The organism is Kitasatospora herbaricolor, from assembly GCF_030813695.1.
Taxonomy (GTDB): domain Bacteria; phylum Actinomycetota; class Actinomycetes; order Streptomycetales; family Streptomycetaceae; genus Kitasatospora; species Kitasatospora herbaricolor.
Genome location: NZ_JAUSVA010000002.1, coordinates 8,615,665 through 8,639,999 on the forward strand (window position 1 = coordinate 8,615,665; position 24,335 = coordinate 8,639,999).

General features: G+C 73.1%; 24 protein-coding genes and 2 pseudogenes. 16 read left to right on the plus strand and 10 right to left on the minus strand.

Translation table 11 applies throughout. The annotated features are described in order from the left end of the window. Positions 1–28 precede the first annotated feature (28 nt). The gene (locus J2S46_RS37220; protein ID WP_191292998.1) at positions 29–352 is read left to right on the plus strand and encodes a hypothetical protein; all 324 of its coding nucleotides are present in this window, start codon (positions 29–31) and stop codon (positions 350–352) included. 86 nt (positions 353–438) lie between these two features. On the opposite strand, the gene J2S46_RS37225 is transcribed toward J2S46_RS37220, so the two are convergent. Beyond that, positions 439–1,095 (minus strand): class I SAM-dependent methyltransferase, encoded by a 657-nt coding sequence (locus tag J2S46_RS37225; protein WP_191292950.1) that lies wholly within the window; start codon positions 1,093–1,095, stop codon positions 439–441. A 246-nt stretch (positions 1,096–1,341) separates the two neighbouring features. Between J2S46_RS37225 and J2S46_RS37230 the strand changes: the two genes are divergently transcribed. From J2S46_RS37230 to J2S46_RS37245, 4 genes are all read left to right on the plus strand, one after another. After that, positions 1,342–2,070 (plus strand): DUF4232 domain-containing protein, encoded by a 729-nt coding sequence (locus tag J2S46_RS37230; protein ID WP_191292949.1) that lies wholly within the window; start codon positions 1,342–1,344, stop codon positions 2,068–2,070. A gap of 115 nt (positions 2,071–2,185) precedes the next feature. After that, on the plus strand, positions 2,186–2,623 hold the full coding sequence (locus tag J2S46_RS37235; RefSeq protein WP_191292948.1) for a glutaredoxin domain-containing protein: 438 nt from the start codon (positions 2,186–2,188) through the stop codon (positions 2,621–2,623). A gap of 90 nt (positions 2,624–2,713) precedes the next feature. After that, the gene (locus J2S46_RS37240; RefSeq protein ID WP_191292947.1) at positions 2,714–3,064 is read left to right on the plus strand and encodes a VOC family protein; all 351 of its coding nucleotides are present in this window, start codon (positions 2,714–2,716) and stop codon (positions 3,062–3,064) included. Positions 3,065–3,267: 203 nt separating this feature from the next. Next, entirely contained in the window at positions 3,268–4,029 is a 762-nt protein-coding gene (locus J2S46_RS37245) for a bestrophin-like domain (RefSeq protein ID WP_191292946.1), read from the plus strand. Positions 4,030–4,153: 124 nt separating this feature from the next. Here the strand turns inward: J2S46_RS37245 and J2S46_RS37250 are convergent, their stop codons facing one another. The 5 genes from J2S46_RS37250 to J2S46_RS37270 all read right to left on the minus strand — a co-directional run bounded on the left by J2S46_RS37250 (position 4,154) and on the right by J2S46_RS37270 (position 8,849). Then, positions 4,154–4,804 (minus strand): response regulator, encoded by a 651-nt coding sequence (locus J2S46_RS37250; RefSeq protein ID WP_191292945.1) that lies wholly within the window; start codon positions 4,802–4,804, stop codon positions 4,154–4,156. After that, entirely contained in the window at positions 4,792–6,039 is a 1,248-nt protein-coding gene (locus tag J2S46_RS37255; RefSeq protein ID WP_191292944.1) for a sensor histidine kinase, read from the minus strand. Before J2S46_RS37255 ends, J2S46_RS37250 begins: the two co-directional genes overlap by 13 nt. A 144-nt stretch (positions 6,040–6,183) precedes the next feature. Continuing rightward, complete coding sequence (locus J2S46_RS37260; protein WP_229913179.1) at positions 6,184–6,990, minus strand: SDR family oxidoreductase; 807 nt, start codon at positions 6,988–6,990, stop codon at positions 6,184–6,186. An 81-nt stretch (positions 6,991–7,071) separates the two neighbouring features. Beyond that, on the minus strand, positions 7,072–7,488 hold the full coding sequence (tsaA, locus tag J2S46_RS37265; RefSeq protein WP_191292942.1) for a tRNA (N6-threonylcarbamoyladenosine(37)-N6)-methyltransferase TrmO: 417 nt from the start codon (positions 7,486–7,488) through the stop codon (positions 7,072–7,074). Between the two features lie 431 nt (positions 7,489–7,919). Beyond that, positions 7,920–8,849, minus strand: a complete 930-nt coding sequence (locus J2S46_RS37270; RefSeq protein WP_191292941.1) for a LysR family transcriptional regulator — start codon at positions 8,847–8,849, stop codon at positions 7,920–7,922. A 484-nt stretch (positions 8,850–9,333) separates the two neighbouring features. Here J2S46_RS37270 and J2S46_RS37275 point away from each other — a divergent pair, with 484 nt between their 5' ends. The 8 genes from J2S46_RS37275 (at position 9,334) to J2S46_RS37310 (ending at position 18,019) form a co-directional block, all read left to right on the plus strand. Then, positions 9,334–10,104 carry a helix-turn-helix domain-containing protein gene (locus J2S46_RS37275; RefSeq protein WP_191292940.1) on the plus strand — a complete coding sequence of 257 codons (771 nt, stop codon included), beginning with the start codon at positions 9,334–9,336 and terminating at the stop codon, positions 10,102–10,104. Between the two features lie 315 nt (positions 10,105–10,419). Next, positions 10,420–11,043 carry a DUF4142 domain-containing protein gene (locus J2S46_RS37280; RefSeq protein ID WP_229913189.1) on the plus strand — a complete coding sequence of 208 codons (624 nt, stop codon included), beginning with the start codon at positions 10,420–10,422 and terminating at the stop codon, positions 11,041–11,043. A 68-nt stretch (positions 11,044–11,111) separates the two neighbouring features. Continuing rightward, entirely contained in the window at positions 11,112–12,503 is a 1,392-nt protein-coding gene (locus J2S46_RS37285; RefSeq protein ID WP_191292938.1) for a DUF1996 domain-containing protein, read from the plus strand. A gap of 135 nt (positions 12,504–12,638) precedes the next feature. Beyond that, entirely contained in the window at positions 12,639–13,445 is an 807-nt protein-coding gene (locus J2S46_RS37290) for a hypothetical protein (RefSeq protein ID WP_191292937.1), read from the plus strand. Next, a complete protein-coding gene (locus J2S46_RS37295; RefSeq protein WP_191292936.1) occupies positions 13,442–14,878 on the plus strand; it encodes an NADH-quinone oxidoreductase subunit NuoF family protein in 1,437 nt (478 codons plus the stop codon). The genes J2S46_RS37290 and J2S46_RS37295 overlap by 4 nt, the downstream gene beginning before the upstream one ends. 142 nt (positions 14,879–15,020) lie before the next feature. Then, positions 15,021–16,049: an SCO0930 family lipoprotein gene (locus tag J2S46_RS37300; protein WP_229913178.1), complete on the plus strand. Its 1,029-nt coding sequence runs from the start codon at positions 15,021–15,023 to the stop codon at positions 16,047–16,049. Then, a complete protein-coding gene (locus tag J2S46_RS37305) occupies positions 16,046–16,510 on the plus strand; it encodes a hypothetical protein (RefSeq protein ID WP_191292935.1) in 465 nt (154 codons plus the stop codon). The genes J2S46_RS37300 and J2S46_RS37305 overlap by 4 nt, the downstream gene beginning before the upstream one ends. A 687-nt stretch (positions 16,511–17,197) precedes the next feature. Next, on the plus strand, positions 17,198–18,019 hold the full coding sequence (locus J2S46_RS37310) for an RNA polymerase sigma factor (RefSeq protein WP_191292934.1): 822 nt from the start codon (positions 17,198–17,200) through the stop codon (positions 18,017–18,019). Between the two features lie 249 nt (positions 18,020–18,268). Here the strand turns inward: J2S46_RS37310 and J2S46_RS37315 are convergent, their stop codons facing one another. Next, the gene (locus J2S46_RS37315; protein WP_191292933.1) at positions 18,269–19,501 is read right to left on the minus strand and encodes a serine hydrolase domain-containing protein; all 1,233 of its coding nucleotides are present in this window, start codon (positions 19,499–19,501) and stop codon (positions 18,269–18,271) included. Between the two features lie 161 nt (positions 19,502–19,662). Here J2S46_RS37315 and J2S46_RS37320 point away from each other — a divergent pair, with 161 nt between their 5' ends. Continuing rightward, the gene (locus J2S46_RS37320; protein ID WP_191292932.1) at positions 19,663–20,247 is read left to right on the plus strand and encodes a TetR/AcrR family transcriptional regulator; all 585 of its coding nucleotides are present in this window, start codon (positions 19,663–19,665) and stop codon (positions 20,245–20,247) included. 139 nt (positions 20,248–20,386) lie between these two features. Then, positions 20,387–21,367 (plus strand): zinc-binding dehydrogenase, encoded by a 981-nt coding sequence (locus tag J2S46_RS37325; protein ID WP_191292931.1) that lies wholly within the window; start codon positions 20,387–20,389, stop codon positions 21,365–21,367. On the opposite strand, the pseudogene J2S46_RS37330 reads toward J2S46_RS37325, so the two are convergent. Together J2S46_RS37330 and J2S46_RS37335 are read right to left on the minus strand one after the other, a co-directional pair. Then, a pseudogene (locus tag J2S46_RS37330) lies at positions 21,354–21,665 on the minus strand (hypothetical protein); the annotation flags it as partial. The gene J2S46_RS37325 and the pseudogene J2S46_RS37330 sit on opposite strands and share 14 nt — an antisense overlap. A gap of 68 nt (positions 21,666–21,733) precedes the next feature. Further along, positions 21,734–23,074, minus strand: coding sequence for a helix-turn-helix domain-containing protein (locus tag J2S46_RS37335; protein WP_229913176.1), 1,341 nt, complete (start codon positions 23,072–23,074; stop codon positions 21,734–21,736). Positions 23,075–23,310: 236 nt separating this feature from the next. On the opposite strand from J2S46_RS37335, the gene J2S46_RS37340 reads away from it, so the two are divergent. Next, positions 23,311–23,811 (plus strand): hypothetical protein, encoded by a 501-nt coding sequence (locus tag J2S46_RS37340; protein ID WP_191292929.1) that lies wholly within the window; start codon positions 23,311–23,313, stop codon positions 23,809–23,811. 91 nt (positions 23,812–23,902) lie between these two features. Here J2S46_RS37340 and J2S46_RS37345 read toward each other — a convergent pair. Then, a pseudogene (locus tag J2S46_RS37345) lies at positions 23,903–24,172 on the minus strand (helix-turn-helix domain-containing protein); the annotation flags it as partial. Positions 24,173–24,335 lie beyond the last annotated feature (163 nt).

Sequence of the window (24,335 nt, forward strand, 5' to 3'; positions counted from 1 at the left end):
GAAGACCCCGACCGGTCCGCACGGTGGTTTGCCCGATCCGGCGGCGAAGGCGCGGGCCGCCGTACCGTCGGCCGTGCCCGAGCGGGACTTCGCCAGCGCCTCCGTCCCGCGTCATCTGGCCCGCGGCGCGATCGGCTTCGGGCTGGTCGGCGGCGCCATCGCGATGGTGCCCGTGGTCGGCCCGGTCGCGCTGCTGGCGGCCCCGCTGGCCCTGATCGCCTTCCGCGGCTGCCCCACCTGCTGGATGGTCGGCCTGGCGCAGACCGTCTCCCGCGGACGGCTGGAGCGCCGGTGCGAGGACGGCGTCTGTACCCTCGCCAGGCCGTCCCCCGCGGCGACGGCGCAGGAGTGACCGGGCCCGGGCGCTGCCGCGCCGCACGCCCCCGGGGCCTGGCCGCCGCAGGCTCCCCGGCCTGGCCCGGTGCCCGCCGGGGTGCTTCAGAGCCGGGCGATCAGGGCGTACCGCTCGTCGTCGACCGGGCCGCCCCACAGGTCGTCGTCCGTGCTGAGCGGTTCGATCCTCACGCCGGCGACCAACGGCCGGACGACGGCCGCCAGCTCGTGCGCGCCGACCCCACGGCCCCACGGAAACCGGTCGGCCCCCACCGCGTACGGCACCTCGCCCGGAGCGGATTCGCGCCACCGACCCTCGACCAGCACCAGCCGGCCGCCGGGCCGAAGCCGCGAGACCCACTCCCGGACGGCGGCCCCGGGGTCGGGCAGCGTCCAGAGCAGGTGACGGGACAGAACGACGTCGAAGGTCTCGTGGCCGGTGGGCGGCACGGCAGCGTCACCGACCAGGAAGCGCGCCGGCAGGCCCGCCTCCGCCAGCTTCCCCCTGGCCCGCTCGACCATCCCGGGTGCCAGGTCCACGCCCGTCACTCGATGCCCGGCCCGCGCCAGCAGCACGGAGAGCGAGCCCGTGCCGCAGCCGGCGTCGAGCACGTCGACCGGCGGGGACGGCATCCATGCCGCGAGCCGCCGTGTCCAGGCGGCGCGGGTGGGCCCGGACCTCAGCCCGTGGTCGGGGGCGTCGTCGAACGACGGCGCCGCCGCGTTCCAGTAGTCGCTGACTGCTGCGGACCCATCGCTCATGGCCGCATCCTCGCAGCCTGCACCGACAACCCCGACGGCCCGGCGTCCGCCCGGTCGCCGGGCCGGCCGCCCACCAGGTGGCTCGCAGGGGCCGCCCGTCCCGGCGGTGTCGAGCCGGTGTGTACCGCAACCGCCCGCCTTCGGTACGCATTCTGTAACAGGCCTATGGAGAAGGCCTGTTGAGGGAAGCCTCACCTCGCCGGCGAAGGTCGGAACCGGCACGAACAGCTGTCCACGGGGGACACCATGAACACTGCCAACGGCAGGAACCACCGCAGCCGCAGAGGCTGGAAGTCCTACACGCTCGGGGCCGCGGCCTGCACCGCGCTGCTCGCGGCCACGGCGTGCGGGCCGAGCACCGACGACCCCAGGCCCTCGGACCGGCCGAGCAGCACGGCGACGCCGCAGCCCGCCACCACGACCCCGGCGGTGCCCACCTCCACGGCCCCGGCCAGGCCCGGTGCGACGGCTCCGGCGACACCCACCGCCGGTGCCGGCAGCACCGGGGGCACGGGCCGCGCCGACGGGAGCACCGCCGCCTGCGCCAAGGGCGACCTCTCGCTCTCCGCCACGAACGAGGACGAGAAGGGCCGGCAGGTCAGGCACCTGCTGCTCACCGTCACCAACGTCGGCACCAGGAAGTGCAACCTCTACAACTACCCCTACGTACAGATGGGCGCCGACGCCCAGGCACCGGTCGCCGTGATCGAGGACAGCGACCCCAAGGCGCTCGCCTCCCTCGCGCCGGGTGAGAAGGCGTACGCCGCCCTGCTCGTCAGCGGCGGCCACCGGGACACCTACGAGGCGAAGTACGTCTCCCTCACCCTCCAGGGCCCCAGGCTCGGCAGCCACGTGGGCGAGTCGATCCGCGCCGGGATGCCCGGCATCGACTCCCTGACCGTCGACGACGGTGGCCGTGTCACGTACTGGATGACGGCCTCCGGCCTCGCCCTGCGCTTCATCATGTCGTCCTGACGGCGCGCGAAGGCGCTCCGCCGCAGCCGGACAGGCCGGCAGCGCGGCGCACCGGACCTGCTCCCGGGGCGGCCGGTCTCCCGCCCGACCTGATCAACCGGTAGTCTGCGCCACCATGAAGCGCGCCTGGACCTTGCCCGTATCGTTCGCGGCCGGCGGTGCACTCCTCGCGGCCGGGCTGGTCGTCGACGGGTCCCCAGGAGTCGCCGCCGCCGTGCTCCTGGTGTTCGTCCTGATCGCAGGGCTGCACTCGCCGTTGGCCTTCCCGCGTCCGGTCGGAGCGTTGGAGGCGCAGCGCCGGAGCGCGGTGGACGGTCGACCGGTCGTCTACTGGCGGGCGGGCTGCAAGTACTGCCTGCGCCTGCGGTTCCGGCTGGGCCGCGGCGCCGGCGGGGTGCACTGGGTCGACATCTGGAGCGATCCGGCCGGGGCGGCGGTGGTGCGAGCGGCCAACGACGGCAACGAGACCGTCCCGACCGTGGTGGTGGCAGGCCGGGCGTACGTCAACCCGGATCCGGAGTGGGTGCGGGGAAAGCTCGCCTCGTCGGCGTGACCCCCGGGCCCCGTTCGGCAAGTGGCGGGGCCGTTGCCGCCGTCCGGTGTGTCCCGGGCCGGCGTGGCCGCCAGCCCCTACCCTGGGCGCATGATCAACGGTGCTCACATCGTCGTCCACAGCCGTGACGCGGAAGCGGACCGCGCCTTCTTCAGGAACGTGCTGGAGTATCCACACGTCGACGCGGGAGGCGGTTGGCTGATCTTCAAGCTCCCGCCGGCCGAGGTCGCGGTCCACCCCACCACCGGGCCGGAGGGCCAGGAGCTCTTTCTGATGTGCGACGACCTGGAGGCCACCATGCGGACGCTGACCGCGAAGGGCGTGGAGTTCACGCAACCGGTCACCGAGCAGCGCTGGGGCCGACTGACCAGGCTCCGGCTGCCGGGCGGTGGCGAGGTCGGCATCTACGAGCCCCGGCACCGACGGGCCACCGATTTGTGACACTCGCCGGCCGTATGTGAGGAATGCGGCTTCGGGCCGTTCCGAACGGTGAATTCCTGCCGGATTCCCGGAGCTCCGACAGGCGGCGGTCATATCAGCCGAACATGCTGCATCGGTGAACCTCGGCCATCCCGTGCACTCATTGGGATGGATCTACCACCACCCGTTTCGGTATACGTGGAGAGGTGAGATCAAATGGGCGGATGAGATTGGCTTCCATCGCCGTGGCCGCAGGCTGTGCCGGCGCCTCGATCCTCCTTCTGATCCTCATGGTCCGCTACGTTCCTCGGCACTGGCGCGAGGGATCCACCCTGAAGGACGGCCTCGAACACTTCGCGACGCTCAACAGGACCTTGTTCGCCTTCATCCTGGCGCTCTCCATCGTCACCGCCGGCACGAGTCTGAGCAAAGCCGCCGACGAGGTCAGCAACGAGGGCGCCAGCCTGGTCAATCTCTACTGGGCGACGCGCCCCCTGTCGCAATCCGTCCGCGATCAGGTCCGCGAAATGACTCGCCAGTACACGATGACGGTGATCGACGAGGAATGGCCGGCGATGGCCGAGGGCGGGAGCAGCGTCCGGGCCCAGGAGCAGTACGACGATCTGCGGCGCGTGCTGCAGGATTCGGCCGGCGAGTCCAAGCAGGAACAGACCTTCGCACGGGACTCGTTGGTGGCCCTCCGCGAGGTGGGCGACGCCCGGCGGGCACGGATGCTGGCGGTCTCCCAGGAAGTCCCCGACTATCTCTGGATCGGCCTGATCCTCTCCGCGGTACTCCTGGTGGCCGCCTCGGCGCTCCAGATCCACGACCTCAAGTGGCCGGGGATCGTCGGGATCGGCGGGTTGGGGTTGCTCCTGGCCGGCGTGCTGACCCTGCTGTCGGCCATGAACCACCCGTTCAGCGGGGGGATCCATGTGGAGCCGGACGCGTTGAAGTTCGCGCTGCACCGCTACGCCGTCATCTGACCTCGGACCGGGGGGCAGGCGTGGCCGTCGGAGGCCCGGTCGGCCGCCTCGGGCCCCGTTCGCCCGCGTCCCCCGCGGAGGGTTCCGGTACGCCGGCCGTAGATCGTGATCACGGATGGGAAGGTCAGGACCGGGACGCTCCGAGGAACCGCAGCACGGCCAGGACGCGGCGGTGGTCCGCGTCGGCCACGGGCAGGTCGAGCTTGCCGAAGATGTTGTTGATGTGCTTCGCCACGGCGCTCTCGCTGACCACCAGCGCCTGCGCGATGCCGGCATTGGAGCGCCCCTCGGCCATCAGGCCGAGCACCTCCCGTTCGCGCGGGGTCAGCCGCGCGAGCGGGTCGCTGTCGCGCCGCAGCAGCAACTGGGCGACGACCTGCGGGTCCAGGGCCGTGCCCCCGTCCGCCACTCGCCGGACCGCCGCCACGAAGTCGGCGACATCGGCGACCCGCTGCTTGAGCAGGTAGCCCACACCGCTGGTGTTCGCGGACAGCAGGTCGGCCGCGTACCGCTCCTCCACGTACTGCGACAGCAGCACCACCGGCGTCCCCGGCCAGCACCGACGGATCTCCATCGCCGCCCGCACCCCCTCGTCGGTGAAGCCGGGCGGCATCCTGACGTCGATCAGGGCGAGTTCGGGCCGGTGCTCCGCCACCGCCGCCAACAGCCCCCGCGCGTCGCCGGCTTCCGCGACGACCTGGAACCCGCCCATCTCCAGCACCTTGATCAGGCCGACCCGCAACAACACCGAATCCTCGGCGATCACCGCGCGCACGGCAGCTCCGCGGTGATGGTGGTGGGCCCGCCGGCGGGGCTGCTGACGTGGAAGGCCCCGTCGAGGGAGCCGACCCGCTTGGACAGCCCGGTCAGCCCCGTGCCGGCGGCGGCGTCCGCACCGCCCAGCCCGTCGTCGGTCACGCGTAGTCGCAACAGCTCCCCGACCTGACGGACCATCACCTCCGCGCGCGTCGCGTCGGCGTGCTTCGTTGCATTGGTCAGCGCCTCGGAGATCACGAAGTACGCGACCGACTCCACGTCGGGCGCCACCCGCTCCTCCAGATCGACCCGCAGCCGCACCGGCAGGGGCGTGCGGGCGGCCAGCCCGGACAACGCCGCGTCCAGACCCCGGTCCTCGAGCACGGCCGGGTGCAGCCCCCGCACCAGGTCGTTGAGTTCGGCGATCGCCTCCTTCGCCTCCAGGTGCGCTCTCGCGATCACCTCGCGGGCATCGCTCGGCAGGTCCGGACGGGTGGCCATGGCCAGACCCAGGTTGACCGCCAGAGACACCAACCGCTGCTGGGTGCCGTCGTGCAGGTCGCGCTCGATCCGGCGGCGCTCCGCGTCGACGGCCTCGATCAAGTCGGTCCGGCTCACGGCCAGCTGATCGACCCGCTCCTGGAGCCGCTGCGCCCGGCTGGGCCCGAGCAGGCCCAACGCCAGCCGCGCCTCGGCCCGGGCTACGGCCCGCGCGGTCCAGGGCAGGGCGCACAGGAGGAGGAGTCCGGCCGCCGTGCAAGCCGGCAGCTGGGTCAGGTAGCCGAACCAGTGCTGGCGGATTCCGGTTGGCAGCGCCCATGACCAGGCGTAGGCGATGGCGCCCGCCAGGCACGCCGCCGCCACCGCGAGCACCAGCAGTTCCAGCAGCGCGAGCAGCGGGCCCAGCAGGAGGTGGTAGCCGATCCTGCGCCAAGGCCGCGTCGCCGCGAGCCACCGGGCGGTCGAGGCCCACGTCCGTCGTTCCGGCGCGGTGGGGGTGAGCCGGGGGACGTCCACACCGATGAGCACCCGGTAGCGAGCCCGCTGAACGGCCGTCAGCACCGGGGTGCCGAGCAGGACCAGGGCGGCCGACACGGAAACCGTAAGGAGCCAGTTCCCCGTCCTGGCGGTAGTCGCCGCCGCCCAGGCCCACACGGGCACCAGCGCCAGGTGCGGCAGCACACCGGCGGCAAGAAAGCCGGTGTCCCGCTGCGCCCGGAGGACCGTGCGTCTCAGTTCAGCTGGGATCGTCATGGCACGACGCTAGGGCACCGCAGGAGGACGGTGCCATGAAACCTGTACCCGATCTCATGGTGGACCTAGTACCAGCAGCAGATCCTGATCTTGGCCCGTGCGCGGAGCGGCCACTACCAACGTCAGGCCCGCCGACAGTAGTGATCAAGATCTGCAGCGGGAGTACTGGGCGAGACCGCCGTTGCTCATCAACAACTGCCCGTTGATCCACTGGCCCCGGGGTGAGCAGAGGAAGTCCACCAGGTTCGCGGTGTCCTGCGGGACGCCGAGGCGGTTGAGGGGTGTCTGGCGGATGAGCTCCTCCCGCCCCTCGTCGGACATCCAGCCGGTGTCCACCGGCCCCGGGTTGACGGCGTTGGCGGTGACGCCGAGATGGGCGAGTTCGCGGGCGGCGGCCAGGGTGATCCGGTCCAGGGCCCCCTTGCTCGCGCCGTAGGGGAGGTTGCCGACGGTGTGGTCGCTGGTGAAGCTGATGACGCGTCCGGTTCCCGGCACGCCGCTGAACCTTCGGCCGTACTCGCGGATCAGCAGCCAGGTGGCGCGCGTGTTCACGGCGAAGTGGCGGTCGAAGCTCTCGACCGTCGTGTCGAGCAGCCCGGAGTCGACGGACTCGCAATGACACATCACCAGGGCCGTGACTGCGCCGAGCCGGCCTTCGACCTCGTCGAAGATCCGGGCGGGGGCGTGCGGGTCGGTGAGGTCGGCCTCGACGGCCGCGGTCTCCGCGCCGCGCCCGGTGAGCTCGCGGGTGATCGCCTCGGTCCCGCCCTGTTCGACGCCCCAGGCCATGCGCCGGTCGTAAGGAGTCCAGTAGGTGAAGGCGACGTTCCAGCCCGACGCCGCCAGTTGGGAGGCGATGCCGGCGCCGATGCCGATGGTGCGGCCGACGCCGGTCACCAGGGCCAGGGGTCGGGATCCGTCGGATCCGTGCGTCTCTCGGGTGTTCGTCACAGCACGAGACCGTTGGCGATGAGCGGCGATCTGGCAAGTACTTCTGCCACGCCGAAAACCGTCTTGACGAAGCATCAGTTCCTAGCGTTCGCCGCCCCGGGCCAGCACCGGCTTGACGTCCAGGACCGGGGTTCCGTCCACGGCTTCGAGATCGCTGACCCGGATCCGCAGGCCGTCCACGGCCAGGACGGTGACCCGGTGCAGGCCGATGGGGTTGGGGCGGTCCGGCGACCTGGTGGCGAAGACGCCCGTCTCCGGGCGGGAGAGGTCCCCGCGGGGGTGGACGGCCAGCACCTCCCGGTCGGCGCGGTGCAGCCAGGTCAGCAACAGGACGTCCTGTCCGACCGTCAGGTCCCGCAGACCCCGGGCCACCGAGGGGTCGAAGACCAGCCAGGCGTCCGGGCCGCCCTCGTCGCCCTGCTTGGGCGCCCCCGCCCGCTCCAGCAGGGGAGACTCCACCCGCCCGATCACCCGCACCCGGAACTGTTCGTCCACCATGGCTCTCCTCTCGCCCGGGCCGAGTCCAGGAGGCCCGCCCGGGGGCCTGGCCGCAGCCGCGCGGGGCTGGCAGGATCGGTGGCAGTCCCGGCGGCGCCGGTGAAGTCGTCGTTCCAGGTCCGGGCGAGGACGGCGGCGTCCGCCGGTGCGGTACCGGAATCGGACGTCGCCACGATAACCGACGCTACGAGCGCGGTGTCGACGACGAGGATGAGCTTGCCGAAAGACCAACGGTCCCGTGGCCCTGAACGCTACGGAGGGTAAGTCGTCACGGCAATGTCAGGCGAGAATCCTCGCATGGTCCTGACCTGCGCTTTTGCGGCAGGGGTCGGCGCCTGACGCTCCCTTGGGCCTGGTTTGATGCGCGGAGAGGGCACTCGGGGCGGGGCACGACCACCGTCCCCGCCCCGCCCCCACGCCGGCGGCTGCCCCTACGCCGGGGGCCGCCGCGGAGCCGGGATGTCCTGGCCCGGCGCCCGGGTGGCCTCCCGAAGGAGCGGCAGCAGCATCTGCTCGTACGCCGTCAGGGGCCGGGCCAGGGTCCGGCTGACCGTCACCGCGCGGCTCTCGGGCGCCGGCCGGACCGGCAGTTCGGCCAGCACTCCGTGCCGGAGTTCGAGCCGGACCGACCGGCGCGGCACCAGCCCCACCCCCAGGCCGATCCGCACCCCCTCCTTGACGCCCTCGGTGCCCCACAGGTCGAGGGTCGGGGCGCCGGACAGCTCCCAGCTCTGCAGGAGGTCGGTGAGCTGGCGGCGCGTCTGCGATCCGCACTCCCGGAGCAGGAAGGTCTCGTCCGCCAGGTCGGCGGGGGTGAGGTCCTGTCCCGCCAGCGGGTGGTCGGCCGGGCAGATCAGCAGCATCTCCTCGCCGAGGAGCCGCTCCGAGCGGTACCGGCCGGGCGGTAGGGGGCTGCCGGTCAGCCCGATGCCGGTCCGGCCCTCCTCCAGGGCCTCGGCGAGCTGCTCGGCGGTGCTGACCGCCACGCTGAACTGCAGGGCGGGCTCCCGGCGCCGCAGTCCCAGCAGGACCGACGGCAGGAAGTGCCCGCCGATGGTGCTCGTGCTGCCGATCGTCAGTGGTTCCTCGCCGAGGAGCGCTGCCGCGTGGACGGCCTTGACGGCCTGGTCCGCCAGTGCCAGCACCTCCTTGGTCTGCGCCAGCAGGACCTTGCCCGCCAGGGTGGGGCGGATCTTCGGGCCCGAGCGGTCGACCAGCTGGGTCCGCAGGGCTATCTCCAGGTTCTGCACCTGTTTCGAGACGGACGACTGGCTCAGGAAAAGGACCTGGCTCGCGGCCGAGAACCCCTCGCACTCGATGACCTGTACGAAGATCGCCAGTTGATTGAGGTTCAGTCGCATCGTGGCCTCGCTCGCGTCCGGGGGGTAGGGACACAGGGGCGGCGCGGCGCCTCGCGGGCCTGGCCGGTAGGGCAATGTACCGTGCGCCGGGCCCGTGCCACAGCGGAGAGCCGTCTTCTTCGGGGCCGGACCGGGGGTGTGCGCGCGCCCGCCCTGACACCTCTGAACTGCATCGACGTCCGTTCGGGCAAGGTCCGGCCGGCGTCCGCCGGTGTGGGGTCGACACCTACCGGTCAGTAAAGAATAGGCAAAGCAACGGGACGAAACCTCGATTCGGGCCTCTTTCCCTGATGACCGGCCCGCCTGTGGCCGGCAGTTCCCGGGAGGAGATCCGGTGCATCCGAGCCCCAGCGGTCGACCCGCAGCGCATCCTCCGTCCGACGCTCCCACGCGGCGGACACCCGCCCCACCCGGCCGCCGATGCCGCGCGGCCCGGCGCCCGTCCCCGGCGGCGCCGTCCCGGCACAGTACGGAAGGAGCCGCCATGCACGCGCCGGCCCTGCCCGCTGACGACCACGGCGAACCGGTACGACGCCGGCCGCCCGAGTCCGACGATGACGCCCGGGTCCGGGACGACCCGGGCACGGTCCAGGCGGTGGCGCTCGCCGCGGCACCGGGACCGCCCCCGCCGGGGCTGTCCGCCGTGCGGGTGGTCGCCTACCTGCACGGACCCGAGCCCTACCTGCTGATCCCCGACCCGGCCCCGGGGATGCACCGCACGCTCGTCGGCTGGCTGGAGGGCCGGTCCGCGGCGGTGGGCCCGGTGGTGGCGCGCGCCGACGCCGGGGCCTCGCTCCGCTGGGCCCGCACCCTGCTGGCGATGTCACCGCACCGGCCGGGCACCGCAGGGGAGATCCTCTTCGTGGAGGACCACCTGGCCAAGGTGATGCTCTTCCAGGACCCCTTGCTGGCCGGCCACCTGTCGGTCAAATGGCTCGGCAGGCTACGGGACATGACGCCGCGTCAGCGCGAGCGGACCGAGCAGACCCTGCTCGCCTGGCTGGAGGGCGGGGGCGCGGCCAGGGCGGCCCTGCTCCTGCGCATCCACCCGCAGACCGTCCGGTACCGGCTCCGGATGCTGGAGCGGCTCTTCGGCAGCAGCCTGCGCACCTCGCAGGCCCGGTTCGAGATCCTGCTCGCGCTGAAGATCCACGGCATGGCGGCCGAGTGCGCCCGGCTGCGCCGCAGAGCCGACGAACTGCCCGCGCACGGTACGTCCCGGCCCGGGCAGGACGCCCGGCCCGGCGGCCGCTGAGCCGTACCCCCTCCTGACCCGCTCCCGACCCTTCCAGATTCCGTGACGTTCGACCGGGACCTGCGAGCGCGGAAGTCCTTCCGTCGTCGATGAATTCTCCCACCGGCGGGCCCGCGTTTCGTCGAGTGTTCACCGCGGCCACCGGCCGTCCTCAACCGATTCCGGTGACGGGCCGGCGCGCTCGCTCATTCCGGCATGATGAGGAAACCGATGTCATCTTCGAGGAAGAAGCGCGGACCCGGAAAGGCCCCCTTTGGCATTCCCAAGGTGAGCCGGCTTCCGCGATCGTTCGCCACTCTTCTCGTGATCGTGGCCATGATTTCCACGGCGGGGGCCCTGGTCGTCCCCATCGTGCGCTCGGCGGGCTCGTACCGCAGTCCCCGGGCGGACGAGGCGCCGGGGACGGTGCAGACGCCGACCGGGCCGCTGACACCACTCGACCGGGACTTCGTCAAACGGGTCAGACTGGCCGGGCTCTGGGAGATCCCGGCCGGCCGGATGGCCCTCGCCAAGGGCGGCAGCACCGAGGTCAGGACCGCCGGCCAGCACCTGGTGGACGGGCACACGGAACTCGACCGGGCCACCCTGGACACCGCCCAGACACTGGGTCTGGACGTGCCGGGCGAGCCCTCCGTCCAGCAGAAGGCCTGGCTGAAACAGCTGGACGACGCCCAGGGCGCGGAATTCGACCGGCTGTTCGCGAACATTCTGCGCAATGCCCACGGCCAGGTCTTCGCCGTCGTCGCCCAGGTGCGGGCCAGTACCCAGAATTCCACCGTGCGTGACCTGGCGACCATGGCCAACTCCACGGTGCTGGACCACATGACGGTCCTGGAGGACACCAGGCTGGTGAGATTCGGCGAGCTTTCCGGTCCGCCCGCCGGCACGTCCTCGCCGACGGCTGGCCCGGTCCCGGCGCCCGGCGGAACCCAGCGTTAGACACCTGCAGCAGAAGAGGCTGTCCACGGCCTGTCCGACAGGCCCGATCCCGTTTCGAGGGTGCGATGATGAAGGTTCACAAACGTGGCAGGTCACGGCGGAGACTGCTGGCCCTGGTGCTGGCCGGGGTACTGGCCGTCAGCGGCGCGTCGGTGCTCGCCGCCGCGGCGTTCGCCGGCCAGCGGCCCTGGCGCTCGCAACCGGCCGCCGCCCAGATCGGCACGGTCGCCTGCGGCGACGTCGGCGCGAGCCTGGCCTCGGTGCCGGAGGCCGCCCAGGCGGACGTCGACCAGGATCTCGCGGACCTCGACGTCCAGGTGGCGGACGCCTACCGGACCCTCTCCGAGCCCGGTTCCGGGGGCGGTGAGCAGAACGTCATGGGCGCGCTCGCCGAGAAGCGCTCGACCACCCTGCGCAAGCTCGCCGCGAACGCCGGAGCGGACTCCGGGCTGCCCAAGGACCTCTCCGGCCTGGCGAACTGCTCGATCCGGCGCGACCTGGTGGTCGACGCCTCCGCCCGGGACTACGCCCCGCCGAACCAGGGCGGAACGGCCGACCGGAGCAAGGGCGCGGGCGGCGGCAGGTCCGCCCTGGGCCGCGGCTTCGTCGACATCAGGTCCGTCTCCCCGAACGTCGTCAAGCCCTCCCGGACCGGTCCCGCCACCGGCACCTTCACGTCCCGCTGCGGGCGCAACGAGAACCGCCACCTCAACCCCGACAACGTGATCGTGGCCCCCGGCGTGAGCAACGGCGCCCACCACATGCACGACTACGTCGGGAACCTCGTCACCAGCGCGTTCTCCGCCAACGGCAAGCTCGCCGCCGCCGGCACCACCTGTTCGAACGGGGACCAGTCGGCCTACTACTGGCCGGTGCTGCGGCTCCTCGACGGCGCCAACGAGAGCGACTTCAAGGCGCCCGGCGGCGGGAAGGACCGCAACGTGGGCCGGATCCTGCAGCCCGCCGAGGCCGGGATCACGTACAGCTCACCCACCGGGAGCAAGGTCCAGCCGATGAAGCGCTTCCTGCGGATCATCACCGGCGACGCCAAGGCCCTCACCAACGGGCCGGTCAACGCGCACGCCTCCTGGAGCTGCACCGGGTTCGAGGACCGGCAGCTCGCCGACAAGTACCCGATCTGCCCGGGCGGCAGCCGGGTGGTGCGGACCCTCAAGTTCCCGGACTGCTGGGACGGCAAGAACATCGACAGTGCTAACCACCGCTCCCACACCGCCTTCTCGAACGCGAGCGGCGGGTGCCCGAAGAACTTCCGGGCGATCGCCCAGCTGGTGGAGCGGGTCACCTACGAGGTGCCGTCCGGGGTCCGGTTCGCCGTCGACAGCTTCCCCGAGCAGCTCCACAACCCGATCACCGACCACGGGGACTTCGTCAACGTGATGAACCAGAACCTGCTCGACCAGATGGCGAGCTGCGTCAACGAGGGGCGCCGCTGCGGATGACCCCGAGGGCCGCCACCGGGACGGACCCCGGCGGCCCGGGCCGCGAAACCCCGCGCGGCCCACCCGGGCGCCCCGCCCGACCCGGGCGGCGCTCCCCACCGGACCGCGGTACGGACAAGACAGGAGGACAGAAGGATGTCGACAGGGCAAGGACGCCGCTCCCGGCGTTCGGCCGAGGCACCGTCGCGGGCCCGCCGCGGTGACCAGGCGGCGGACCGCGCCACCGTAGACCGGCCCGAGGCCGCCGGCCGGACGGCACCCACGGCGTGGTCGCTCCTGCCGCTGCTGGCGGTGGCACTGGGCTTTACGGCCGTGGTCGTCAACGGCGCGCTGCAGGCCTTCCTCGGAGTGGCCGCCGGGGTCCTCGCCCTGGTGTCCTTCTCCGCGGCGGTGCTGTGGGGCCTCGCGGCGACCGACCGGCTGCTGCTGCATCCGGTGCACCGGCTGGCCGCGCAGGCGGTGCACCGGACGATGGGCGTCGCGGGCGTGGTCTTCCTCGTCCTGCACGTCTGGATGAACCTGATCCAGGACCGGATCGGCGTGCTCCCGGCCTTCGTGCCGTTCGCCGACCCGCACCGGCCGGTCGTGCTCGGCCTCGGGGTGCTGGCCGGCTACCTGCTGCTGGCCGTGGCCCTCGCCGGGGCGGCCCGCGGGGTGCTGGCCAGGACCGGCGAGGCGAGCCGGTGGCGGATCGTCCACATCTGCGCCTACCCCGCCTGGGGCGCCGCGCTGGTGCACGGGCTCAACGCCGGCCGGCTGCCGGCCCCCTGGGTGTCCGTCCTGTACACGGTCGCGGTGGCCGGTGTGGTCGTCGCGCTCGGACTGCGCCTGGCCTTCCAGGACCGGGGTTCGCCCCGCCGCAGCGCCGTCCCCCTCCGGCCCGAGGCGGCCGGCCGGCCGCCGGTCGGCGCCGGATCCGCTCGGCGGTGGCTGGACGGATGACCGGCGCACCCATCGCCTGGCTCGGCCGGCCGGTCCTGTTCGCCGGGCTGGAGCACGAGGAGCGGCTGGACTACCGCTCGCACCTGCTGGTCCACGACCGGCCGACGGCGATGCCGGCCGACGAGCTGGCCGACCTGGCCGAGAACGTCAACCTGCGCGGCCGGGGCGGGGCCGGCTTCCCGTTCGCCAGGAAGGTCCGGGCCGTCGTCAAAGCGGCCGCCCGGCGCAAGGGCCGCCCGGTCGTGGTGGTCAACGGTACGGAAGGAGAACCCAGTTGCCTGAAGGACGCCGCGCTGCTGCTGCGCACCCCGCACCTGGTGCTGGACGGTGCGCTGCTGGCGGCCGCCGCGCTCGACGCGGAGCAGGTGGTGCTCGGGGTCACCCGGGCCGACGTCGAGCAGTCCCTGCGCCGGGCCCTGAGCGAACGCAGGTCCACCCGGCCGGCCGTCACCGTCACCCGGCTGCCCGAGCGCTTCGTCTCCGGCGAGGGGAGCGCGCTGGCCCGCGGCATCACCAGCGGGATCGCCCTCCCGCGCGGCGGCGGCGTACGGACCAGCGACAGCGGGGTCGGGGGCATGCCGACCCTGCTGTCCAACGCCGAGACGTACGCGCAGCTCGCCGTCGCCGCCCGGCTGGGGGCGCTGCCCTACCGCGAGGTCGGTCTCCCGTCCGAGCCGGGGACGGTCCTGCTCACCCTGGCCGGCTCCCAGGTGGTGGAGACGCCCACCGGCGTCCCGCTCGGCGAACTGCTGGCGATGTTCGGCCTGGACGCCGGACAGGGCGTCCTGGTCGGCGGCTACCACGGCAAGTGGCTGACGCCCGCGGCGGCCGCCATGGCGGTGGTGTCCCGCGAGTCCTTCCAGAGCCTCGGCGGGGCGCTCGGCGCCGGCGCGATCCTGCCGCTGCCGGACACCACCTGCCCGCTCGGCGAAGCGCTCCGGGTCGCCCGCTGGATGGCCGACGAGACGGCCGGCCAGTGCGGCCCGTGCTACCTCGGACTGCCCGCCCTGGTCAAAGCGCTGGAGGAGGTGGTGCGGGGCGGCGGCCGGGCCGCCCTGGACGTGGTCGAGACCCGGATGAAGGCCGTCACCGGCCGCGGCGCCTGCAGCCATCCCGACGCCGCCTCCCGGTTCGTGGCCTCGGCGCTGGAGGTCTTCGACGAAGACCTGCAACTGCACTCCTACCAGTACGGCTGCGGCCGCTCCGTGGAGGGCGTCCTGCCGATGCCGGTCATGGAGAGCGCCGGCAGCATCGTCGTGGACTGGACGCTCTGCGAGGCCCACGGGCTCTGTACCAGCGTCCTGCCCGAGGTCATCGGCCTGGGGGCGGACGGCTTCCCGGCCGCCGGCGTCATGCCCGTTCCGCCGCGGCTGCTCCAGCAGGCGGCCCGGGCGGTCGACCGCTGCCCCGCACTGGCGCTGCGCATCCGGTGAGTGCCGCCCGGCGCCCCGCGAGCGCGCCGGCCACCTTCACCACAAGCTCCGGCCGGACCCTGATCCGTCCCGCCGATCACCCGACCCTGCCCCGCGATCCCTCGCAGGCCCAGGCTCCACCGATGGAAAGGCAAGGAAGATCTTGACAACGAAACGATACGGACTCGTGGCGGTCTGCCTCCTGCTGGCCGGCCTCGTGTTCATGGCGGCCCTCGGGAGCGTCAGCAGCAGCGCCAGCCCGTCCTCCGGGGCGTCCGATTCCACCCAGCTGGCCGGTTCGACGCCCTCCCCGGCCGGCGGGTACGGCGCGTACGGCTCCTACGGCGACGCCTCCGCCTCGCCTTCGGCGGGCGGCGCCGGCGGCCGGCCCGCCGGGGCGCTGGCCGTCCGGGTGGACGACCAGCTCGGCCCGGTCCTGACGGACGGTCAGGGTTTCACCCTGTACCGCTTCGACAAGGACACCAGCAAGCCACCGGCGTCCAACTGCTCCGGCGCCTGCGCCAGCACCTGGCCGCCCGTCGTCAACGACAGCACCACCGCCCCGGGCACCGGCATCGACCAGGGCAAGCTCGGTCAGGTCGCCCGGGCCGACGGCACGCAGCAGCTGACGGTGGGCGGTTGGCCGGCCTACCGCTACGCGCAGGACGCCGCACCCGGTGACACCAAGGGCCAGGGCGTGGGCGGCACCTGGTTCGCCCTGGCGCCCGACGGGACGAAGGCCAAGGCCGCCGGCGCCGACGCCTCGGCGTCCGCCGCGCCGACGGCCCAGGCCACGGCCACCATGATGCCGCAGCCGTCCCAGCAGCCCCAGGTCAAGGTCCAGATATCGGTCGTCACCAACCCCCAGCTCGGCCAGATCATGGTGGACGGCCACGGCCGGACCCTGTACCACTTCGGCAAGGACACCGCCTGGCCGATGCGCTCCAACTGCGAGGGGCAGTGCCTCAAGACCTGGCCGCCGGCCCCGCCGGTGGACGCCGACAAGGTCAAGGGCGTCGACCCGAAGCTGATCGGCAAGCTGCAGCGGCCGGACGGCACCTGGCAGCTGAGCATCAACTGCCTGCCCGCGTACTACTACTCGGGCGACCAGGGCTACGGCGACGCGCTCGGGAACGGGATCGACAACCAGTGGTCGGCCATCAACCCGCAGGGCAAGCCGGCCGGCAGGTGAGGGCCCCGGGCACCGGCCCCGCGCCGCCCCGGATCCACCGCACCGCCGTCCGGTGGGCCGCGCTGATCCTGTTCTTCCTGCTCGGAGTCGTCGAACTCCTCTGGGGCCCGGGCGGGTTGGCCGGAGCCTCGCAGGCGGCGCAGCGCCCAGGACCGAGCTCGGTGGAGGAGCTGGCCCGCCGGATCGGCTGCACGGCCGAGATCACCACCGACGCGGCCGACCTCCGGCAGGGCATGTGCACCTCGGCCGGGGAGGAGATCTGGATCGCCAGCTTCCCGACCGCTCGCGCACAGGAGGCCTGGACCTCGGAGGCGCAGGCCTACGGGGGGTCCTACCTGGTGGGCGACGGGTGGGTGGTGGTGCTGTCCGACACCACGGCGGACGTCCTGCACGGGCTGCTCGGCGGGGTCGTGGTCGGCGGTGCCGGACACGTCGGCACGCACCTGCCCGACGGGGGGTGAGCAGCGACAACGGAGCCGACCGGCGATTTCAGGGACCACGACCGACAGCAGACCCGAACCGACAGGAGACCCGAACCGACAGCAGACCCGAACCGACAACGGGCACGAACCGACAACGGGCACGAAAACCGGCAACAGAACCGACAGGCGACGACAACAGGGCGAGGGCTCCCCCGGCACGGGCCGGCGGGGGCCCTCGCCCTGTTGTGGCCCGCTGCGGGCCGGAGCGTCGGGGTGCCGGAGCGTCGAAGTAGCGCCCGCCGATCCGTCGCGGCGTCATGGACCGCCGGCGGCAGGGGTGTCCAACCATGCGAATGCCGTATGCACTTTTCTGTTATTCACCGGCTGCCGCACTTGACGGGGCTTCGCCACGGTGTCGGTGCGCGCGGCCGCGTCCCACCAGTGGGCCTGCGGCGGGAGCGGCGCGGCGCCGAGCCGCCCTGCACGCAGATTCCTCACATTCGGATCCGGAATCACCGGGCGGGTGGCCGTTCCCGGAACTGTTGCCCTGAAACCCGTGGGACTGGTGTGCTGTGGCCCTTCCTGCCACACCGTCCCGACGGCAGCAGCAGACCGCCGTCGATGCCCTTCATCCGGGCAGTTCCCGTTTCCGGCCCGTGCGGCCGTCACGCCGGTCAGGCCCGCGAACTCCCCACCGTGAGAAGGCCAGAGCTGAGGAGGAACAAGTTGACCCTTCGTACCAGCACCCGTGAACCGGGTTTGAGCGCGCTGAGCGACGCCGAACTCTCGGCGGCGCTCGCCGGCTCCACCGCGACCGGCGGCTCCCGCATCCGGGAGGTGATGGCCGAGGTGTTCACCCGCCACCACGGCGCCGTGCTCGCCTACGCCCGCGGCTACTGCCGCGACCCGCAGACCGCCCAGGACCTCGCCGCCGAGGCCTACGCCAGCACCTACTCGTCCGTCGCCCGCGGCTGCGGCCCCCGGCACGCCTGGCGCCCCTATCTGATGGCGGTCGTCCGCCGGACCGCGATGGAGTGGAGCGCGCAGACCAGGGACCGCGTCCTGCTGCCCGAGGACTTCACCGAATGGGCCGAGCGACTGGCGGACGAGGCGGAGACCGACGGCGCGCTGCTCGCGGCCGAGGAGACGGCCATGGTGGCCAGGGCCTATCGCGCGCTGCCCGAGCGCTGGCAGGTGCTGCTCTGGTTCTTCGTGGTGGAGGGCGAGTCGGCCGCCACCGTCGCCCAGCGGATGAGCATGACCCCGAGCGGTGTACGCTCCCTCGCCGCCCGCGCCCGCGCGGGGCTGCGCGAGGCGTACCTGCGGGCGCACGTGGACGAGGACACCGCCCCGGAGTGCCGATACTTCACCTCGCTGCTGACCGGTACCGCCCGCCGCCCGGGCCGGCGGCGGGGCCGGGAGCTGGCCCGCCACCTGGGGGAGTGCCCGCGCTGCGGGCGGGTGGCGGAGGACTTCCGCCGGGCCAACCACCACCTGGAGAGCGGGTCGGCGGAGCCCGCCAAGCCCGAGGCGGTGCGGTCCTGCTGAGCCGTGGTGGCGGGGGAGCGGGGGCACCGCACGGCTCGGGCCGGTAGGGCCGGTGCGCGGCGGCCCGGAGCCGGCGGGTGCGCCGGCTCCGGGCGCCCGCCCGCTCCCGGTGACCACCCGGTGACCACCCGATGTCCCCGGCGATCACCTGGCGATCACCCGTCCCCGGCCCGACCGTCCCCCGGTCCGACTGGCCCCCGGTCCGACCGTCGCGCGGCCGGGCCGCGAGCCGGGTCGGTCCAGGTCGGCTCAGCCGAAGTCGGGGATCGGGTGGTCCGGGGCGAGGGCGGCGGCGATCCGCTGGCCGACCAGCTGGGCGCTGTGACCGCCCGGGGCGTCGGGGCCCGTCGTGGTCGAGACCGCGATGGCCAGGTGCTCGCACGGGAGGTAGGCCTGGGAGGCGGAGTAGCCGAAGAACAGCGGGTGCTGGACCACCCAGTCGTTCAGCACCAGCAGACCCATGCCGTAGTGGGTGGCCTCGGTTTGCGCCAGGCACACCGTCTCCGGGCAGACGGAGGTCGGCCGGCCCAGGCCCACCGTCCCCGGGTCCAGCAGCTCCTGGCGGGCGGACGGCGAGAGCAGTTCGCCCGAACCGATGCCCACGGCCGAGCGGGCCAGGTCGCAGATGTCGGTGGTCTGCACGGCGCCGGGGGCGGTGGTCCACGAGGGGTTCCAGAAGGTGGACTCCTCGTACGTCCCCCGGTCGGAGGTGAAGGCGTGCAGGACGGGCGTCGGGATGTCGGGCGTGAAGCTGTTGCGGGTCTCGTCCAGCCCGAGCGGGCCCATGATCTTCTGCTGGAGCAGCGCGTCCAGCCGAGTCCCGGTGATCTTCTCCAGGGCGGCGCCGAGCAGGACGAAGTTGGCGTGCGAGTAGCTCCAGTTGGTTCCCGGGTCGTACCACAGCGGCCTGCCGGTCGAGACGGCCACCAGCTCGTCCGCCGTCCAGGCGCGGAACGGGTTCGCGTAGACGGTGTCGCCGAAGCCGGGGGCGGTGACGTAGTCGACGAGACCGGAGGTGGAGTCGGCGAGCATCCGCAGGGTGATCCGGTCGCCCAGGTGGTCCGGGAGGTCCGGCAGCCAGCGTCCGACCGTGTCGTCGAGGCCGACCCGCCCCTCGTCGACCAGCCGCAGCAGTGCCGTGCCCAGGTAGCTGATCGCGATGTTGCCGTTCCGGAAGTGCATGGCGGGGTCGGCCGGGACCCCTGTCATCGACTCGCCCAGCGCGGCCGTGACGACCTCGCGACCGTCGACGGTGACCCGCAGGATCACGGACTTGAGGCCCATCTCCGCCTTGGCCTGCTCGGCGATCCGCAGGATGTCGCGGGCCGGGCCGTCCTCCGGCAGCGGGGAACTGACGCAGGGCCGGCGGTGACCGCCGCCCTCGCCCGCCGCACCGGTGGCGGTCGTGACCGGGGTGCTGAGGGAGACGAGCGCGGTGACCGCGGCGAGGCAGAGCAGTGACGTCGGACGCGTGGGTCTCATGGCCGCAGTATCGGACGGCGGCGTGCGGGAACCGGCGCGGCGGCCGGCGACCCGCGCGAACATCACCCGTCGGGCCCGCGCGGACGCTGGAGCGGCGGTGGTTCTCGCCCCTCGCTCCGTGCGGGCTTGTTCTTGAATGGTCGCTCAGGTATTTTTGCGTCATGCCCCGCCCCCGCGAGTTCGAGCCCGACGCCGTGCTGCACCAGGCCATGCTGCGATTCTGGTGGCAGGGCTATCGGGCCACCTCGATCGAGGATCTCGTGAAGGCGACCGGCGTGAAGCCCGGCAGCCTCTACAGTGCCTTCCCCGGCGGCAAGCGCACGCTCTTCCTGAGGTCGCTGGAGCGGTACTCGAAGCTGGTCGTCCCGCAGAAGCTGGGCGAACTGGCGGCGCCCGGTGCTTCGCTGGCCGAGCTGCGCGGCTACTTCGACGGGTTGGTGAGCGATCTGCTCAGCCCGGAGGGCCGGCAGGGGTGCCTGCTGGTGAACACCGCGATCGAGAATGCGGCCGAGGACGACGAGGCCGCCGCCGTCGTGCGTGGCCATCTGGCGCGCCTGGAGCAGTGCATGGCCACCGCGCTTCGCAACGCTCGCGACGCCGGCGAGGTGCGCGCCTCGGTCGAACCGGGCGGCAGTGCCAAGCTGCTGGTCGCGACCTGCCAGGGGCTGATGGTCGTGGGGAAGGCGAATCCCGACGAAGCCGTGCTGCGCGCGGTCGTCGACAACGCCTTCGCCGTCCTCCTCTGACGGGTCCGTCCAGGGGTCACCGCCTGCGGTGGCTCTTTTTCGGGCCCAATACTTGAATGACCACTCAAGAACGACCGTCCAAGAACGACGTCCGAACACGACCGTCCAAGAACGACCACTCAGGAATGGAGTCTTCTCGATGAAGGCCATCGTCATATCCGCCTACGGCGGTCCCGAGATGCTGCGCGTCACCGACCTGCCCGACCCGGTGCCCGCGCAGGGAGAGGTGCTGATCCGGGTCAAGGCATTCGGCCTCAACCACGCCGAGGCCTACATGCGCGCGGGTGCCTGGGGCGATGTCGCGGCCGTCCCGGGGATCGAGTGCGCGGGGCTGGTCGAGGCCGACCCGTCGGGCCGGCTCGCCCCCGGCACCCGGGTCGTGGCGATCCTCGGCGGCATGGGCCGCACCCGGAACGGCAGCTACGCCGAGCTGGTCACGGTGCCGGCCGGCAACGTGGCCGCCGTGGACTCGCGACTCGACTGGGCCGAACTGGCGGCCGTGCCCGAGGTCTACGCGACAGCGTGGAACGGGCTGTTCGGCAACCTCGGGATGCGCCCGGGTGAGCGGGTCCTGGTGCGCGGGGCGACGTCCTCGCTGGGCCAGGCCGCCGTCAACCTCGCCGTCGCCCACGGCGCGAGCGTCCTCGCCACCACCCGCAACCCAGCGCACGCACCGCTCCTGAAGGGACTCGGGGCCGAGGAGGTCCTCATCGACGACGGGTACCTGGCCGCCCAGGTCGGCAGGGGCGGGCTCGTCGTCGACGCGGTCTTCGATCTCGTCGGCAACAACGCCCTGCGTGACTCCCTCGCCGTCGTCCGCCCCCGCGGCCGGGTCTGCCAACTCGGCTTTCTCGGCGGGTTCGAGCCGGTCCGCGATTTCGACCCGATCACCGACCTTCCGTCCGGCGTGCAGCTCAGCTTCTTCGGCAGTGCCTTCGTCCTGGGTAGCTCCGAGTTTCCGCTCGCCGACGTTCCGTTGGACGCGATCTACGCCCAGGTCGAGTCGGGCGCCCTGGCGGCAGGCCCGGTGCGGACCTTCCGTTTCGGTGAGATCGTCGAGGCCCACCGGGTCCTGGAGGCGGGTGCGGCCCTGGGAAAGATGACCGTCACGGTCGACTGAGCAACCCGCCCGCCTTCCGCCGCTGTTCGAGCAGTGCCGTCGGCCGCTCCCGCTGCTCGGCGGTGTCCGGGACGGCGAGCCCGCGGGCTCGTTCGATCCGGTGCCAGGCGGTGTCGGGGTCGGCACCGCCCAGGACGGTGTCGGGGTCGGCACCGCCCAGGACGAGGAGTGCCGCCGCGAGGAGCGAGGAACGTCCGATGCCGGCCCGGCAGCGGGTCACCACGTGGGCGCCGTCGTGGAGTTGCGCGGCGAGCCGGTGCAGGGTGGGCAGGATCGCGCCGAGGTCGGGGACGGCGCGGTCGGGGACGGGTCACGACGAACCGCAGCCCGGCCGCCGCCGGCCCGACGTGTCGTCGTCGGCCCCGCTCAGCCGGTGAGCGGAGCCCAGCCCTGGCCCGCGTACCAGTAGTGCGGCAGGCCGTCGATGCCGCTGGTGCGGAACGGGAGGCCGTGGTCGTCGATCCGCTCGGTGCCGGTTCGGCCCTGCGAGGACCACTCCAGTTCCAGGTACCAGAGGCAGTCGCAGCCGACGGCCCGGGCGTCGACCATCAGGACCTCGGGATCCGTCGAGGAGACCCGGTAGGGCAGCTGCCTTGCCGGGCTGCTCGCTCCGGCCTCGGCACCCTGGACCGGGCGGGCGATCGGTCGGTCCAGGTCCAGGTCCACGGCGAAGGAGCGGGGATCCAGGTCGCCGCCGCAGCCCTGACCGGTGGAGTAGACGGTGCCCCGTGCCGGGGCGGCTCGTCCCACCACGCGGACCCGCAGCGCCTCCAGGACGACGGCCGCCTCCGTCCGTCCCTGCACGGTGATGTCCACCGGCGTCCGGCCGCCGTGCACCGCGCCTTCGGCACGCGCCCAGGGCGCGGCGTCCTGCGGGGCCGGGGGCGGGGGGACCTGTCGGGGTGCCTTGTCGATCACGTAGTCGTAGCCGCAACCGGTGCCCCAGAGCCGGGAGTTCACAGTCCAGGTGAGGGGCGCGACGGCGGCGGTCCCGGCGGGTGCGGACGATGCGGGGGAGCTGGGTGATGCCGGGGAGCCGGGCGGTGCGCCCGCCGGCCGCTCGGTCGTCGAGCCGGACGCCCGGCTGCCGACGTCGGCCGAGGAGGATCCGGTCGGCAGGGTGGACAGGGCGCCCAGGGCCGTGGCGACCAGCACCGTCGCGACGGATGCGGTGGCCGCGGGGCGACGCCGGTACCAGGGCCTGCCGGTGGCGGGGTGCCCGGCCGCGCCCCGCTCGTGCGCCGGGCCGGGGCGTCCTTCCGCGGGGGATCCCCCGAGGTCCGGCGACGGGCCGGCCGCCACCGCGGGGACGGGGTCGCCGGCGACCGCGGAATCCGGCTCGGCCGCCACCGCGGACACCGGCTCGGCCGTCCCGCCGGCCGGGCGATGTTCCTTGCCGCCCGCCGGGCGGGATCCGGCGGCCTCCGGTACGGACTCGGCTGCCGTTCTGGCCCGTTGACGTGCCGCCACCGCCAGGACCCACCGCCGGTGCAGCTCGATCCGTTCGGCCGGACCGGCCCCGCAGACCGCGGCGAACCGCTCCACGGACGCGAAGCCGAGCGGCACGACCTCCCCCGAGCAGTACCGGTGCAGCGTCGAGGCGTTCATGTCCAGGCGGCGCGCGAGTTGCGCGTAACTGCGGCCGGTACGGGCCTTCAGGTGCCGAAGCTGCGCCGCGAACTCCTCCACCTCGTCCTGGGACGACACACGTTCCCCTTGTCTCGCGTCCCGGGACGGCATCCCGGGCACTCCTCATAAGGAGAGGTCGGAAGGCCTGGGACGGTTCCACCGTTGCGGATCGGGTGCCGGTCGTTGTGCCCGCCCCGCGGGGCCGCCGATGCTCTCGTTGTCGCCGGAACCGCCCCCGCACCAGCGGGGTCGAAGGGGCCGGCCCGCACGCGGCGACGCACGTCCGAACCCATCGACATCGGGGAAGCACACTGATGAACAGCAACACGACCACCCGCACGCACGTCCGCCGCACCGTCCTGATCACCACCCTGGTCGCCGCCGTGGCCCTGCCGACGGGGCTCACGGCGTCGGCGCGGGCGACCACGGGCGGTGCCGCGGCCGGCGCCGTCGCGCACCGGACGGTCAGCGGCAAGTCCTCGGACGACCTGACCCGGGTCGCCGACTTCTACGGCGCCTACATCGACGCCCGGCTCGACGCGGAGGACGGCGGCCTGGCCGCCGAGCTCCGGAAGTTCTACGTCCGGGCGGACTACCTCGGCGAGGTGGCGAAGTGGGAGGAGGCCAACCAGGCGGACGGCATCCTGCGTGCCCAGAACGTCCCGCTGAAGTGGACGGTGAAGGAGAACGGCGCCCCCGGCCAGGTCGGCATCACCCTCGCCTGGGGTCAGGCGGCCACCACCAGGCTCGTGGTGGACCTGGACCGCAATCACAAGATCACCCACATCGGCGCTCCGGGCGCCGGCGGGAACTGACCGCCTCCGCCGTCCGCAGCCGGGCCCGCGCACCGCGGGCCCGGCCCTCCGGCTCCGGGATCCGCGGGGCGGATCACCGGAGCCGGTGTGGTCAGCCGGGTGTGCCGGCCGTGCGGAACGTGCGCCGGTAGGAGTGCGGGGTGACGCCGATCGCGGCATGGAGGTGCCGGCGCAGGGAGACGCCGGTGCCGAACCCGGCCCGGTCGGCGACGGTGTCCACCGGCCACGGGGTGCTCTCCAGCAAGTGGCGCGCCAGGTCGACGCGTTGGCGGGTGAGCCACTGGCCGGGACTGGTGCCGACCTCCTCCCGGAAGCGCCGGGTGAAGGTGCGCACGCTCATCCCGGCGTGGGCGGCCATGTCCCCGGTGATCGTGCGCCATTCGATGAGCCGTCAGCCCCGGTGGGTGGATCCGTCCGCCTCTCCGTGCGCCGGCCGTCGCCCCGGGTCCGTGGTGGCCCCCGGTCCCATTCGGCGGCGCACTAAACAAATACGCACTTTTGTCCACAGATATTGACACTCCTTG

What these genes read in the sequence shown, in the direction of transcription:
- J2S46_RS37225 (WP_191292950.1), bottom strand. Translation starts at nt 1,095, where the DNA reads ATGAGCGATGGGTCCGCAGCAGTCAGCGACTACTGGAACGCGGCGGCG.
- J2S46_RS37230 (WP_191292949.1), top strand. Translation starts at nt 1,342, where the DNA reads ATGAACACTGCCAACGGCAGGAACCACCGCAGCCGCAGAGGCTGGAAG.
- J2S46_RS37235 (WP_191292948.1), top strand. Translation starts at nt 2,186, where the DNA reads ATGAAGCGCGCCTGGACCTTGCCCGTATCGTTCGCGGCCGGCGGTGCA.
- J2S46_RS37240 (WP_191292947.1), top strand. Translation starts at nt 2,714, where the DNA reads ATGATCAACGGTGCTCACATCGTCGTCCACAGCCGTGACGCGGAAGCG.
- J2S46_RS37245 (WP_191292946.1), top strand. Translation starts at nt 3,268, where the DNA reads ATGAGATTGGCTTCCATCGCCGTGGCCGCAGGCTGTGCCGGCGCCTCG.
- J2S46_RS37255 (WP_191292944.1), bottom strand. Translation starts at nt 6,039, where the DNA reads ATGACGATCCCAGCTGAACTGAGACGCACGGTCCTCCGGGCGCAGCGG.
- tsaA (WP_191292942.1), bottom strand. Translation starts at nt 7,488, where the DNA reads ATGGTGGACGAACAGTTCCGGGTGCGGGTGATCGGGCGGGTGGAGTCT.
- J2S46_RS37270 (WP_191292941.1), bottom strand. Translation starts at nt 8,849, where the DNA reads ATGCGACTGAACCTCAATCAACTGGCGATCTTCGTACAGGTCATCGAG.
- J2S46_RS37275 (WP_191292940.1), top strand. Translation starts at nt 9,334, where the DNA reads ATGCACGCGCCGGCCCTGCCCGCTGACGACCACGGCGAACCGGTACGA.
- J2S46_RS37280 (WP_229913189.1), top strand. Translation starts at nt 10,420, where the DNA reads ATGATTTCCACGGCGGGGGCCCTGGTCGTCCCCATCGTGCGCTCGGCG.
- J2S46_RS37285 (WP_191292938.1), top strand. Translation starts at nt 11,112, where the DNA reads ATGAAGGTTCACAAACGTGGCAGGTCACGGCGGAGACTGCTGGCCCTG.
- J2S46_RS37290 (WP_191292937.1), top strand. Translation starts at nt 12,639, where the DNA reads ATGTCGACAGGGCAAGGACGCCGCTCCCGGCGTTCGGCCGAGGCACCG.
- J2S46_RS37295 (WP_191292936.1), top strand. Translation starts at nt 13,442, where the DNA reads ATGACCGGCGCACCCATCGCCTGGCTCGGCCGGCCGGTCCTGTTCGCC.
- J2S46_RS37315 (WP_191292933.1), bottom strand. Translation starts at nt 19,501, where the DNA reads ATGAGACCCACGCGTCCGACGTCACTGCTCTGCCTCGCCGCGGTCACC.
- J2S46_RS37320 (WP_191292932.1), top strand. Translation starts at nt 19,663, where the DNA reads ATGCCCCGCCCCCGCGAGTTCGAGCCCGACGCCGTGCTGCACCAGGCC.
- J2S46_RS37325 (WP_191292931.1), top strand. Translation starts at nt 20,387, where the DNA reads ATGAAGGCCATCGTCATATCCGCCTACGGCGGTCCCGAGATGCTGCGC.
- J2S46_RS37340 (WP_191292929.1), top strand. Translation starts at nt 23,311, where the DNA reads ATGAACAGCAACACGACCACCCGCACGCACGTCCGCCGCACCGTCCTG.